The organism is Gammaproteobacteria bacterium (assembly GCA_016765075.1).
In the GTDB taxonomy this organism is placed as follows: Bacteria; Pseudomonadota; Gammaproteobacteria.
Genome location: JAESQP010000151.1, coordinates 1 through 14,515 on the forward strand (window position 1 = coordinate 1; position 14,515 = coordinate 14,515).

At 44.6% G+C, this 14,515-nt stretch carries 12 protein-coding genes; all 12 read left to right on the forward strand.

Annotated elements, in window-relative coordinates; translation table 11 throughout:
- Positions 1–1,696 (forward strand): phosphoribosylformylglycinamidine synthase (gene purL, locus JKY90_09330; protein ID MBL4852457.1); only part of this gene is annotated, 1,696 nt, incomplete at its 5' end.
- A gap of 7 nt (positions 1,697–1,703) precedes the next feature.
- The gene (locus tag JKY90_09335; GenBank protein ID MBL4852458.1) at positions 1,704–3,281 is read left to right on the forward strand and encodes a peptide chain release factor 3; all 1,578 of its coding nucleotides are present in this window, start codon (positions 1,704–1,706) and stop codon (positions 3,279–3,281) included.
- A 294-nt stretch (positions 3,282–3,575) separates the two neighbouring features.
- A complete protein-coding gene (phoB, locus tag JKY90_09340) occupies positions 3,576–4,271 on the forward strand; it encodes a phosphate regulon transcriptional regulator PhoB (protein MBL4852459.1) in 696 nt (231 codons plus the stop codon).
- Positions 4,268–5,566 (forward strand): phosphate regulon sensor histidine kinase PhoR, encoded by a 1,299-nt coding sequence (gene phoR, locus JKY90_09345; protein ID MBL4852460.1) that lies wholly within the window; start codon positions 4,268–4,270, stop codon positions 5,564–5,566. Before phoB ends, phoR begins: the two co-directional genes overlap by 4 nt.
- A 138-nt stretch (positions 5,567–5,704) precedes the next feature.
- On the forward strand, positions 5,705–6,877 hold the full coding sequence (locus JKY90_09350) for a hypothetical protein (GenBank protein MBL4852461.1): 1,173 nt from the start codon (positions 5,705–5,707) through the stop codon (positions 6,875–6,877).
- 310 nt (positions 6,878–7,187) lie between these two features.
- Positions 7,188–8,363: a hypothetical protein gene (locus JKY90_09355; protein ID MBL4852462.1), complete on the forward strand. Its 1,176-nt coding sequence runs from the start codon at positions 7,188–7,190 to the stop codon at positions 8,361–8,363.
- Between the two features lie 81 nt (positions 8,364–8,444).
- Complete coding sequence (locus JKY90_09360; protein MBL4852463.1) at positions 8,445–9,482, forward strand: substrate-binding domain-containing protein; 1,038 nt, start codon at positions 8,445–8,447, stop codon at positions 9,480–9,482.
- Positions 9,483–9,553: 71 nt separating this feature from the next.
- Entirely contained in the window at positions 9,554–10,939 is a 1,386-nt protein-coding gene (pstC, locus tag JKY90_09365) for a phosphate ABC transporter permease subunit PstC (protein ID MBL4852464.1), read from the forward strand.
- Between the two features lie 2 nt (positions 10,940–10,941).
- On the forward strand, positions 10,942–12,243 hold the full coding sequence (gene pstA / locus JKY90_09370; protein MBL4852465.1) for a phosphate ABC transporter permease PstA: 1,302 nt from the start codon (positions 10,942–10,944) through the stop codon (positions 12,241–12,243).
- A gap of 41 nt (positions 12,244–12,284) precedes the next feature.
- On the forward strand, positions 12,285–13,163 hold the full coding sequence (locus JKY90_09375) for a phosphate ABC transporter ATP-binding protein (GenBank protein MBL4852466.1): 879 nt from the start codon (positions 12,285–12,287) through the stop codon (positions 13,161–13,163).
- Positions 13,164–13,225: 62 nt separating this feature from the next.
- Entirely contained in the window at positions 13,226–13,939 is a 714-nt protein-coding gene (gene phoU / locus JKY90_09380) for a phosphate signaling complex protein PhoU (GenBank protein ID MBL4852467.1), read from the forward strand.
- Positions 13,940–13,984: 45 nt separating this feature from the next.
- Positions 13,985–14,335 (forward strand): peptide chain release factor-like protein, encoded by a 351-nt coding sequence (locus JKY90_09385; GenBank protein MBL4852468.1) that lies wholly within the window; start codon positions 13,985–13,987, stop codon positions 14,333–14,335.
- Positions 14,336–14,515 lie beyond the last annotated feature (180 nt).

Below are 14,515 nucleotides of genomic sequence, written 5' to 3' on the forward strand. Positions count from 1 at the left end.
GATGGCCGCCTGTGGTGACAATAAAGAAGACGCGGCTTTATTTGATACGGTAAAAACCATTGGCATGGAGCTCTGTCCAGCTTTAGGTATTGCAATACCGGTTGGCAAAGATTCACTGTCAATGAAAACTATCTGGCAGTACGAAGGTAAAGATGGTTATCAAGACAGAGTGATGAGCTCACCGCTATCTTTAGTTGTTACTGCCTTTGCTACGGTCAGCGATTGTCGCAAAGTTCTCACGCCCGAATTAAAGCGAGACCAAGATAATACCTGTTTAATATTGATTGACTTGGGTCGTGGTAAAAACCGGCTGGGTGGTTCTGCCTTGACGCAGGTTTACAACCAGACCGGTAATGAGTCGCCAGATCTCGATAATGTTAATGACCTGAAAGGTTTATTTAAAGCCATTCAATCGCTTAATGCGCAAGATCTGTTGCTTGCCTACCATGACCGTTCCGATGGTGGCTTGTTAACAACATTAGTCGAAATGATGTTTGCCGGTCGTCTCGGTATCAATATAACGTTAGATGATTTTTCTACGGATGTGGTAAGTGCCCTGTTTGCTGAAGAATTAGGCGCGGTTATCCAGGTTCGTCGAGCTGAGGTTGAGAGTGTCTTAGCAACATTAGGCCAGTGTGGTTTAGCAGTCTGTAGTCATGTTCTTGGTGATGTGGTTGATAATGATCAATGCTTGATTCGACTCGCTGGTAAGGTAGTGCTCGATCAATCTCGTATTGCATTGCAACGCTCATGGTCAGAAACCTCATGGTTAATGCAAAAGCGCCGCGATAACCCGGCAAGTGCGCAAGCAGTTTATGATAATTTACTTGATGCCTCGCAGCCTGGTCTCAGTGCATCATTAACCTTTGATATTAATGATAATCCCTGTTCAGATATAGGGGCTCCTTATATCAATAGCGCACGACCACGTATCGCGATATTGCGTGAGCAAGGGGTGAATGGCCAAATAGAAATGGCCGCTGCCTTTGACCGGGCAGGTTTTTCCGCAATTGATGTGCATATGAGCGACATCATTGCTGGCCGTATTACCCTGGATGACTTTAAAGGTCTTGCCGTATGTGGTGGTTTTTCCTATGGGGATGTTTTAGGCGCAGGTCGTGGCTGGGCAAGCTCTATACTGTATAACTCACGTGCACGTGATGTCTTTGAGTCTTTCTTTCACCGTGATGATAGCTTTGCTTTAGGTGTGTGTAACGGCTGTCAAATGATGTCGCATCTGTCAGATTTAATCCCCGGCGCTGAACACTGGCCAAGCTTTGAGCGTAACGAATCAGAGCAGTTTGAAGCACGGCTAGTTATGGTCGAAGTGATTGAGTCGCCATCGATATTGCTTGACGGCATGGCCGGTTCAAAAATACCTGTGGTGGTTTCGCATGGCGAAGGGCGTGTTGAGTGGAGCAAACCAAGCAGAGCAGAAAAGGCATTGCAACAACAATTAGTGTCCATGCGCTATGTCGATAATCGAGGTGAGCCTACCATCACTTATCCAGCCAACCCAAATGGTTCACCGCTAGGCATCACCGGCCTGACCACGGCAGATGGCCGTTTTACTATTATGATGCCGCACCCGGAACGTGTTTTTCGTAGCAGTCAGTTTTCTTGGCATCCGGCCGAGTGGCGAGAAGACAGCCCATGGCTGCGTATTTTTCGTAACGCCCGACATTTTTTAAAGTAATAAGACTATGAACCTCAACGACGAGATTGCGCGGCGACGCACCTTTGCTATTATTTCTCACCCCGATGCCGGTAAGACGACATTAACCGAAAAACTGTTGTTATTTGGTGGTGCCATTCAGCTTGCGGGAACAGTTAAGGCACGTAAGGCAGCGCGTCATGCAACGTCTGACTGGATGGCGCTAGAAAAAGAGCGTGGTATCTCGGTGACATCGTCGGTGATGCAGTTTCATTATAACGATGCCGTTATTAATCTACTTGATACGCCAGGGCATGCCGATTTTTCAGAGGATACTTATCGTACATTAACCGCAGTTGATTCAGCCTTGATGGTGATTGACGTTGCCAAAGGGGTTGAAGAACGCACCATTAAATTAATGGATGTTTGTCGCTTGCGTGACACGCCGATACTGACCTTTATTAATAAACTTGATCGTGAGGGTAAAGAGCCTATCGATTTGCTCGATGAAGTTGAAGACGTGTTGAAGCTTAAATGTACGCCTGTGACTTGGCCATTAGGCATGGGAAAGCGTTTTAAAGGTATTTATCATCTGCACGATGATATCGTCACCATTTATAAGCCTGACCCGGCAACTAAGCTTGACGAGCCTATCGTTATAAAAGGCATAGATAACCCTGAGTTCGATAAGTTGTTTCCTGATGAAGTCGATGAGTTGCGCGAAGAAATTGAGTTAGTGAAAGGCGCTAGCCATGATTTTGATTTAGACGCCTATCTTCGCGGAGAACTTAGCCCGGTATTTTTTGGTTCTGCGTTAAGTACTTATGGTATCAAAGAATTGTTAGATGCCTTTGTCGAATATGCACCGCCACCGCAACCACGAGCGACAGAGTCACGTGATGTGGAACCACGAGAAAATAAATTTTCTGGCTTTGTTTTTAAAATTCAGGCCAATATGGATCCGGCGCACCGAGATCGGGTCGCTTTCATGCGCGTCTGCTCGGGTCAGTTTAAGAAAGGTAAAAAAGTTTATAACGCGAGATTGGGTCGTGAAACACAGATCTCGAATGTGATGACCTTTATGGCCGGCGATCGCGCTCAAGGTGAAGAAGCATTTCCAGGCGATATTGTCGGTTTACCTAATCACGGTACGATTCAAATCGGTGATACTTTTAGTGAGGGTGAAATACTTAAGTACACGGGTATTCCTAACTTTGCGCCGGAGCTATTTCGTCGTGCGCGTTTGCGTGACCCTTTGCGAATGAAAGCCTTACTTAAAGGCTTACAGCAGCTAGCCGAAGAAGGTGCCAGCCAGTTATTTCGACCCTTTGCTAATAATGATTTAATATTAGGTGCCGTGGGTATTTTGCAGTTTGAAGTGGTGGCCTATCGTCTTAAGAATGAATACAACGTGGAATGTACCTTTGAGCCAGTGAACGTAGCGACAGCACGTTGGGTGCATTGTGATAACGCTAAGAAACTAGAAGAATTTCAGCGTCGTGCTAATGATTATCTGGCACTCGATGGTGCACAGCAGTTAACCTATATTGCGCCGACTATGGTTAATTTGAATCTAGCGATAGAGCGTTACCCTGATGTTGAGTTTCGCCATACACGTGAAGTTTAAAATGAGGCCTTTGCACGAGACATTTGATAAGTAACAATGGTTGAAATCGACCTGATTTTCGTCGCACAGTAGTATTTACTGTTGGTGAAAAATTTGCCAAGATGAGTGTATTGACTGCATTTTCCGTCTCAATCAAAATGATTGCCCCTCATTTTTGCCATGTGTCTTGTGTAAAGGTCTCGATATATTATTTATTGTGTATTTTGTAAAAAATTTTGAAACTATCCTTCATTTTGTAACATAATCTCGTTAGTGTAATGTTGCTGTGTAACAAGTCTGACTGAGGAAGGAAGAGTGTCTGCACGAATCTTATTGGTTGAGGATGAGCCGGCGATCGCTGAGATGGTGTGTTTTCATTTGCGAAAAGCAGGCTATCACTGTGATCTGGCAGCAGATACAGTGGTTAGCGATCAGTTGCTTAAGCAGGCACTGCCTGATTTGATTTTGCTTGACTGGATGTTGCCTGATGAAAGTGGTTACCAGTATGCCAAACGCTTGCGTCAAGACCGCTATAGCAAAGCAATACCCATTATTATGTTGACCGCGCGCAGTGATGAGCGCGACAAGGTTAGCGCGCTGGAGTCGGCAGTGGATGATTACATGACCAAGCCATTCTCACCGAAAGAGCTGATGGCGCGTATCAAAGCATTATTACGCAGAGTATCTCCACACCGTAATGCCGAGTCTATTGAGCTCAATGGTTTGGTATTAGATCCGCAGGCACATCGCCTGGCATATCAAGGCGACAGCCTTAAGATAGGCCCAACCGAGTTTCGTTTATTGCACTTCTTCCTCACTCATGCTGATCGCGCCTTTTCGCGCGAACAATTACTTGACCGGGTTTGGGGTCGTGATGCTTACGTTGAAGAGCGCACCGTTGATGTACATATTCGCCGTGTCCGAAAAATTTTACAGCCCACGGGCTTGGATAAGTCGATTGAAACCGTGCATGGCGTGGGTTATCGCTTCGTGAGTTTAGAAAAGGCATGACTGAAGGCTGGGTCAGTGAGTTATTTCGTCTTAGCCTGTGGTTGCTAGGTGGCTTGATAGTGGGCGCTATTTTTGGCCACGCCTTATGGGGTTTGTTGTTGTGTGGTCTTATTTATATTGGTCGGTTGCTTTACCACCTCAAGAAAATTGTACGTTGGCTGACTAAAGGTGCAATGGCGGCGCCGCCGAATGTCAGTGGCATTGCCGAACATATTGGCGACCTGGTTTATCAACGCCAACGTCGTAGCTTGAAGCGTCGTCGTCGTTTAGCTGATATGGTATCCAGCTTTCGTGATTCTATGGTTAATATTCCCGACGGCCTGGTGTTGATGGATGAACAGAGAAAGGTCTCCTGGTTTAATAATGCGGCGCGCGAATACCTGGGTTTAAAATATCCGACAGATATTGATCAACGCATTGATAACCTTGTACGCCAACCGGTCTTTACTGATTACATCTTGTCGGCCGACCACACACGCACCATTCAAGTTGATGCTCCCATGAGCCCTGCACGCCACCAAGAAATGCGTGTTTTACCCTTTGGTGAAGCACAACAATTGCTAATTGTGCGTGACGCAAGTTTGTTGCACAGATTGCAAAAAATACGCAGCGACTTCGTGATTAATGCATCGCATGAGTTGCGTACACCACTGACCGTTATGCGTGGTTATATGGAGACAATAGAAGGAGACGAAAGTGTTCCTAAGGATTTAAAAAGCCCACTAAAACAGGTTGCGAAACAGGTCGCCCGCATGGATAGTTTAGTTAATGATTTACTCGAGCTTGCCAACCTGGAGCGGGATGATGCGCATTTAGAAGAAAAACTGGTTGATGTGTCATCTTTAATTGAAAGTTTAATGCAGCAGGCATATACGCTTTCTGGTGATAATGAGCACGAGTTTGTACTACAGATTGATCATGACCTAGGTTTGTTAGCAGATGAAAAGTCTGTGCTTAGCGCCATGTCAAATTTAGTGTTTAATGCCATTCATTACACGTCATTCAGAGGTAAAATTATTGTTAGTTGGGGGCTTGTTGATGGCCAAGCAATTTTTTCGGTGAAAGATAACGGTCCGGGTATTGCCGAGAAACATCTGTCACGTTTAAGCGAGCGTTTCTATCGAGTAGATGTTAGCCGCTCTCGTGATTCAGGGGGCACTGGTTTGGGTTTATCTATTGTGCGTCATGTTATGGTTAGCCATGATGGCGAACTTCATATTGCAAGCGAGCCAGGTGTAGGGAGTTGCTTTTCTTGTAGCTTCCCCGCTATACGTGTGAGGAATTTAACTGATTAGTGGCATATCACTGTTTAGTAATGTTTGATTTTATTTTTTTACGGTAATCTGCAATAAAAAAATCATTTTTAATCTTCTCATTATGTATACCGTTATATTGAAGTGTTAAATTAACATGCTTGGATGCAGTGAAATAACATGAATATAAGAAAATTTGCTTTAACGCAATGTGTGACATGGATTTTAGTCCTCATTGTTTTCCCTGCTTATGCTGGCCTTACCTTATATGAGAAGGGCGATAGTAAACTAAGTTTCGGTAGTAGTTTGCAAATACAATACCGTGATATTGATGCGGGTATGAATGCCAATTTTTCTAATGAAATTGGCTTTCGAATTTTTCGTGGCTCATTACGCGGGTCGTTAGATAAACGTACTCGTTTTCATATACAGGGCGAATTTGGTCAAGGTGGCAGTTTGCAGGGAAACTCAGCGCGTGAGCTGAGGAATTTTTTTATTGAACACACGTTTGATAATGAAATAAATGTTCGTATAGGTAATTCCAAATTTCCTTTTTCCAGAGAACAGCTTGCGCCGATTACTGCTCAGCAGTCTCCGCAACGCACCTTGGTTGGTGTCGGCAACTCTGGTACGCCTGCTCGTCAGGTAGGTATTTATCTGTCTGGTCCAAGGGCTAAATTTAGCTGGGATGCCGGTCTTGCCCTTGCATCTGTCGATCGAGATAACAGCCAAATCGATATTAATACCATTATAGCGACCAATGACGGCAGTATTGGCGGTGATCCTAAAGGACTATTGTTTGGCGGGCGACTACAGTATTTTCCTAATGGCTATTTTCCACCTGCACAAGGTGATTTTGACCGCGGGCCGACCAAGCTTGGCTTTGCTGTCGCCGCGTATAATTGGTCCAACGAGGGCGATACAGAAAATGGACCAGCGATCGTAGACGATATTACAGGTCTTGAATTAAGCGCAGCTTTACGTTCGCGGGGGTTTTCTGTCGATGCGCAATATAACCGTATTTCCGCATCATTAGAGAGTCCGAGCTTAGAGGCACGTATAAATGGTGATAGCAGTGTATTCGATGCTAATGGTGATGCAGATCTAGACATCTTTGCGCTTAAGGGTGGATATATACTGGTGCCAGACACGCTTGAGCTTGTCCTTTCTTATACTCAGCAAGACACCGAAAATTATGCTGATACATTGGTGGAGAGTTCAGTCGGGGTAAATTATTTTATTAAACAACATGCCCTTAAATTTTTACTCAGCTATACCGAAAGAGAAAATGTCAATGGCATTGATAATAACGATCAAGATGTCATTCGAGCTCAGTTCCAATTTCTTTTTTAGTAAAATTTTTATATCTATTAATGATAGGTATGCACTATTTTACTTCCCCACACTGGTTTCTCGTTTTCACGCTTCAGCGTGGAAACTCATGCTGACTCGGAATACGGCACCGTAGGTATTTCACTGAGGTTGGGGGTGCGAGAACAAAGTTAGGTATGGGCTCCCACGGAGATCATAGGAACCAGAGGCATAAATGCCCAGTGATTTTCGGTTGTCATATTTTTGTCATAACTGCCATGTATTCTTACGCAAGATTGGAATTTTGAATATGGTTTGGCTGAGCTTCTCGTATACTTGATGAGGGGGGATAATGAAAAAAAATCTTTGTTTATTGCCAATGGTTGTTGCTATGGCAAGCGCGGTAACCATGCCTGCATACTCAAAGCAGACTGTTTTCTCAGAGGGCGATAGAAAGGTTGATATTGGTGGTCGAGCTCATTTTCAGTATATACAGAGAAATCCAGACAACGGCGAAAGCACTGAAGACATTGGTTTTCGTCGCTTGCGTATAGTGATTGATGCTTACATAGATAAAAACTGGGGTGGGCAGATAGAGTGGGACTTTGGCGAGGGCAGTGACCTTGAGACTAATGCCAGCATAAATAATGCCGTGCTGGTTGACGGCTACATTGAATATAAGCATAGCAATGGTGGCAAGTTGCGTTTAGGGCATACGCGTGTGGTTCAATTTAGTCGTTCAGACCTTACTTCGTCTAACAATTCGCATCAGATAGAGCGTACTTTTGTCGGCAATACAAACTCTGGTGTGCCAGGGCGTCAGACAGGTATCGGTTGGTTGAGTACGCGTAAAGAGACAACTAAATTTGTTTGGGATGTTGGTGTCGCATTTGCTGAAATTGATCCAGCCAATAACCAAATTGATTTTGACTCGGCAGTTAACTCTGATACTGGCAATAGTGAAGGCTTGTTAGTCGGAGGCCGTATCCAATATTTCCCTTTGGGCTACTTCAAAGAGACGCATGATAATTTTGATGGTCAGTCAAAACTGGGTTTTGCTCTAGCTGTTTATCAGTGGGATAACGATGGCGATCAACGTGGGCTTGATGCCGATGACCCAGATATTGAAAATATTACTGGTATAGAGTTAAGTAGCGCCTACCGTGGCTATGGTTGGTCATTAGATGCGCAGTATAATAGTTTTAGTGCGGAAGCGGTTACAGCCGATCTAGCTAAAATCAGTGGTCCTACTATTTTTTCAGCGAACGGTGATGTAGAGCTTGATGTTTATGCAATTGAAGTGGGTTACATGCTTGTTCCAGAGAAATTTCAGATAGCATTGTCTTTCGCTACGCAAGATGCGGAGACTTATGCAGAAACATTTACTCAAACTCAAATTGGCGCGACTTACTTTATTAAAAAACATGATGTCAAGTTTCAGGCAAGCTATCGTATAGAAGATAATGAGGATGGTGTTGTTGGCAATGACAATAATACTTTCTTTTTACAGGCACAGTATCTTTATTAGCAGAAAACATTATCAGGATTGTAGGCAGAGCTTGCTATTAGTAATAGGCGACTTTTAATGAACAAACTTTCTTTTATGCTGATGATGACAGTTATTGTTTCATCGACCAGCATAGTGACTCATGCTGCGTCACGTGATTATATCGAAATCGTAGGTTCTTCAACAGTCTATCCTTTCGTAACCGTTGTCGCGGAATTTTTCGGTAAGACGACTGATTATAAGACACCCAAGGTTGAGTCTACGGGTTCCGGCGGTGGTCTTAAATTGTTTTGTCGAGGTGTGGGTTTGGAATACCCGGATGTGACCAATGCGTCACGTCGTATTAAGCAATCTGAGGTTGATCAGTGTGTCGGCAATGGTGTTAAAGGTATCATTGAAGTTAAAATAGGCTATGACGGTATTGCTTTTGCTAATTCTAAGCAAGCTGATGCGGCCTCATTCACACGAAGGGATATTTTTTTGGCTTTAGCTAAAAATGTGCCTCACCCCGATGGTTCAGAAACCTTAATTGAGAACCCCTATAAGACCTGGCAAGAAGTGAACAGCAATTTGTCAGATATTAAAATTGAAGTGCTAGGCCCGCCACCGACCTCGGGTACGCGTGATGCCTTTGTTGAGTTGGCGATGGAGGGGGGCTGCAAGAAATTTACCTGGATTAAAGCCATTAAGAAAACCAACAAAAATCGTTATAAGGCAATTTGTCACGGTATTCGTGAGGACGGCGCCTATGTTGAAGCGGGTGAGAACGATAATTTGATTGTGCAAAAATTGGTCGCTAACTCAGATGCGTTTGGTATCTTTGGTTATAGTTTCCTCGAGCAAAACTCTGACAAAGTACAGGGTGCTGCAATAGAGGGCGTGACACCAGACTTCGATTCTATTGCTACGGGGGCATATCTTGTCTCGCGTCCACTCTATATGTATGTTAAAAAAGCACACGTTGGTGTAATACCTGGGCTGCAGGAGTTCGCTGAAGAATTTATGAGTAATAAAGCAACGGGTGAGGAAGGTTATTTATCTGACCGAGGTTTAATACCAATGCCTGAAGACGAGCGCGAAAGGTTTCGCGCCGACGTTGCCGAGTTAAACAGTTTGCCATCAAAGATTGATGTAGAGTGAAGGGTAGTAAAAATTTACGTTAAACCAAGTTAGCAACACGCTAGCGTGTTGATCGTTTTTTTGGGGAGAGTATGCAGCCAACAACACTATTATTGGTACTCATTGTGATGGCATTTATTGCTTATCAGATGGGCATGCGCCGTTCGTTTTCAGTCGTTGGCGGCAAGGTAAAACAGCTTCATTCTTTACCGATCTATCACGGTTCCTTCGTTGCTTTGGCAGCGTTCATTCCTGCTTTTTTTATTTTTTCCCTGTGGCAGTTTTTAGAAAATACCGTTATCACTAATATGGTATTGGGCTCCTTGCCCGTTGAGGTAAGCAGCCAGGCTCAGGGTGAAATTAATCTGTTTATTAGTAAGGTTAAAAACTTAGTAGATAACGGTATTGCGATTGGCGATATTAGTCCGTTACTACAACAGACAGCCGATTATTATGCAGCATTGCAAGACAAGAGTGCGAACTGGTTGACCTGGGTTGTTGTCGCACTGTCTTTGTCCGGCTTGTTTATTGCCTGGCGCTCGGTGAAACAAGAGGCACGTACGCGTAATTGGGTGGAAAAGGTTATTGTTGGCTTTTTGATTGCCAGTTCCAGTATCGCTATTTTAACCACCATGGGTATTATTTTATCGGTGCTGTTTGAATCAGTACGTTTTTTTGGTGAAGTGCCGTTTTCCGATTTTATGTTTGGTACCCAGTGGAGTCCACAAACCGCTTTACGCGCTGATCAAGTTGCTTCATCGGGGAGCTTCGGCGCCATTCCTCTATTCGTCGGTACGCTACTGATTTCTTTTATTGCCATGGTCGTCGCCATCCCGATTGGTTTGATGTCGGCCATTTATTTATCCGAATATGCGACACCTAAGGTACGTCTAATTGTTAAACCATTGCTTGAGATCTTGGCGGGCATCCCTACAGTGGTCTATGGTTTTTTTGCTGCGTTGACAGTGGCGCCGCTGATACGAGAATTTGGTGGTGGTTTAGGTCTTGATGTGGCATCTGAGAGTGCGCTGGCCGCAGGCTTGGTGATGGGCGTTATGATTATTCCCTTTATTTCATCCCTGTCTGATGACGTAATTAATGCTGTGCCACAGTCTATGCGTGATGGTGCTTATGCCTTGGGGGCGACGAAATCCGAGGCCATACTTAAAGTTGTTTTTCCGGCAGCGTTGCCGGGGGTGATCGGCGGTATTTTATTGGGCGTTTCACGCGCCATTGGTGAAACGATGATTGTTGTGATGGCGGCAGGCCTTGCCGCTAACTTGACATTGAACCCCCTGGATGCAGTAACGACAGTCACCGTGCAAATTGTCACCTTGTTAACCGGCGATCAAGAGTTTGATAGTGCTAAGACGTTAGCAGCATTTGCGCTCGGCTTGTTATTGTTTGTGACGACGCTCATTTTGAATGTTATCGCACTTTATGTTGTGCGAAAATATAGTGAAGAGACAGTTCTCTAAGTATGAGTCGTAAAACCACAGCTCAACGCTTGCGCACTATCGATATAGTGAATGCCAGCATGCGTCGGCGCAATGCGGCAGAAAAACGTTTTCAGCTTTACGGCAAGCTAGCTATTGCGGCGGCCATGTTGTTTTTATTGTTTATGTTTAGCAATATTATTTATAAGGGGCACACGGCTTTTGTACAGACCTTTGTTGTCTTGGATATTAGCTTTGATGCCGACAAGATGGATATTGACGACCGCCGCGATAGAAAGAGCTTGGCCTCTGCTAACTATGCGACACTAATAAAAGTGACCTTGCAAGATCTCTTTCCCGAGGTTACTCAGCGTCAAGACAAGCGTAAGCTCTATAAATTGATCAGTACGGGTGCTTCTTATCAGATGTCAGACCTGGTTAAGAATAATCCAGATTTAGTTGGCACAAAGATGCGAATTTGGGTGCCAGTTGATGATGAAATTGACATGCTTAGAAAGGGTTATATCGATCGTGATCTACCAGAAAGTGATCGTCGTCTTTCAAACCAACAAATAGCCTGGGTCGATGTCCTAGAAGACAAAGGGTTACTGAAAACGCGTTTTAATTTTAATTTTTTTAGTAATGGTGATTCACGCGATGCAGAATTGGCCGGTATTTTGGCCGCTTTGTCAGGGTCATTTTTGACATTATTAGTGACTTTAGCGCTGGCCTTCCCTATTGCGATAGCGACAGCAATTTATTTGGAGGAGTTTGCACCCAAAAACAAGTGGACAGATATCATTGAGGTTAATATCAATAATCTGGCCGCAGTGCCCTCAATTGTCTTTGGTTTGTTAGGATTGGCTTTGTTTATTAACTGGTTTCAGTTCCCTCGCTCAGCGCCATTGGTAGGTGGGCTTGTGCTAACACTTATGACGCTGCCAACGATTATTATTTCCAGCCGTGCCGCATTAAAAAGTGTACCTAATGCCATACGCCAGGCTGCACTGGCTATCGGCGCGTCTAAAGTACAAATGATTCGCCACCATGTGTTGCCTTTAGCGTTACCCGGAATGCTGACAGGGACTATAATAGGGATGGCGCAAGCCTTGGGCGAAACAGCGCCTTTGTTAATGATAGGCATGGTGGCCTTTATTGTTGATGTGCCAACAGGGGTGGTGGATCCCTCTACCGTATTGCCTGTGCAGATATTTTTGTGGGCAGATAGCCCAGAGCGCGCCTTTGTTGAAAAGACATCAGGCGCCATCATGGTGTTATTAGTGTTTCTTATTGCAATGAATGCGGTAGCAGTTGTTGTACGTAAAAAACTGGAGCGTCGTTGGTAGGCTAATGGCTATTCAGAGACTCCTGAATGAGGGTGCAAACCATGTTGGTGAACGATATTACATCTAACGACAATTCAACAGCAAACGAAAATGCTGTGGCAGCGACAGGCTACAGAAAAATTTCTCGCGAGCATCGCGAAACTGTCGGCGACTATACCGTTGCTGATCCACGTATTACTTGTCGTGATGTGACGGTTCACTATGGCGACAAACGCGCCATTCATGCTGTTAATCTTGATATTGCTCGTAACGAAGTGGTGGCGATGATCGGCCCATCCGGTTGTGGTAAATCAACATTTTTACGTTGCCTGAACCGTATGAATGACACCATTGAGACCTGTCGTGTCACGGGCGAAATAAAACTTGATGGTCAAGATATCTACGATAAAAATATCGATGTAGTACCACTGCGCTCACAAGTAGGCATGGTCTTTCAAAAACCAAACCCCTTTCCAAAATCAATCTATGAGAACGTTGCCTGGGGGCCGCGCATTCATGGCTTGGCTCAAAACAAGGCTGAGCTTAACGAAATTGTTGAAACCTCTTTGCAAAAAGCCGGTTTATGGAGCGAAGTGAAAGACCGTCTTGATAAGCCGGGTACGGGTTTATCCGGCGGCCAGCAACAGCGCTTATGTATCGCCCGCACCATAGCAGTGAGCCCCGAGGTTATTTTGATGGATGAACCTTGTTCAGCACTGGACCCCATTGCCACAGCTAAAATTGAAGACTTGATTGATGAGTTACGCCAGCAATACAGCATTGCGATTGTGACACACTCTATGCAACAGGCCGCGCGCGTTTCACAGCGTACAGCTTATTTTCATATGGGTGATTTGATTGAAGTGGGTAAAACTGCAAGCATTTTTACTAATCCTGTCCACCCATTGACAGAAGACTACATCACCGGACGTTTTGGTTAGCTACATCAATACAGTGATAGGATGGAGAATAGGTCATACGATGATTAGGAGTTATTAACAGAGTGGATAGTTATAGACTGGGTCGGCATATCTCGCATCAGTTCGATAATGAGCTGGAAAATATCCGTAATCGCGTTCTTGTGATGGGTGGTATGGTCGAAGAGTTATTGCAAATGGCAATCGTCCCCTTGCTCGAAGGTAATGAGTCCCCTGAAAAGTTGGTGCGACGTGATGAAAAAATCAATCAACTCGAAATAGAGATTGATGAATGCTGTAGCCAGATTTTAGCCCGACGCCAACCTACTGCGCGTGACCTCAGGCTGGTGATTGCTGTCGGTAAAGCGATTTCTGATCTGGAGCGTATTGGTGATGAAGCCAAAATGATTGCGCGTAAGACGGATGACTCGAAAGTAAAAGAATCACGACCTTATTATAACCAGCTCAAAGTATTGGTTGAGCGCGTACAAGGTATGTTGAATCAAGCCCTGGATGCCTTTGCGCGTATGGATGCAGAGTCTGCGGTTGAAGTGGCGCGCCAGGATAAAAATATCGATGACAGCTATGGCGAGTTATTACGATCACTGATCAATGATATGGAAGACAGCCCAAAGAAAGTCCGCCGTTCGGTCGAGCTGATGTGGATAACGCGCTCACTAGAACGTATTGGTGATCACGCTGCGAATATTTGTGAGCACGTTGTTTATGTTGTTAAGGGCAAAGACGTGCGTCATTTAAGCCTGGACGAAATGGAAGATGAAGTGAACAGACCTTGGTAGTAAGCTATTGATCTATTAGTAATAGAGTAATGCTAAAATACATCGATGACCACCATCAGTGTCACCAAACTCAATGCGCTCACTCAGCGTATGGCTGAGCTAGAAATAAATGAAAACCAGCTCAGCGAACGCTTTATTAAAGGCTCTGGCAGTGGCGGTCAAAAAATCAATAAAACTGCCTCTTGCGTCTATCTTCTACACAAACCCACCGGCATTGCAATAAAGTGCCAGCGTTCACGTACACAAAGTGCTAATCGCTTTTTTGCACGGCGCGAACTTTGTGATCGTATTGAATTGCTATGTAAGGGGGCTGAATCGCCACAACAACACGCGATAGATAAAATTCGCAAACAAAAGCAGCGCCGCCGTCGTCGTCGTTCCAGTAGTAAATCATGATTCGCCAATAATGGCTGGAACCCTGATTAATATGGGCTCAAGAGGTTGAGTGATAGAACAATTAAATACGCAATATGGGTTAGGTTCGCAATTATCCTTTCAATCAGGTGAGGGTGGATTAATCAAAGCGGTTATTTCGAACAAACACGCCGATGCCGAAATCTATTTGCACGGTGGCCA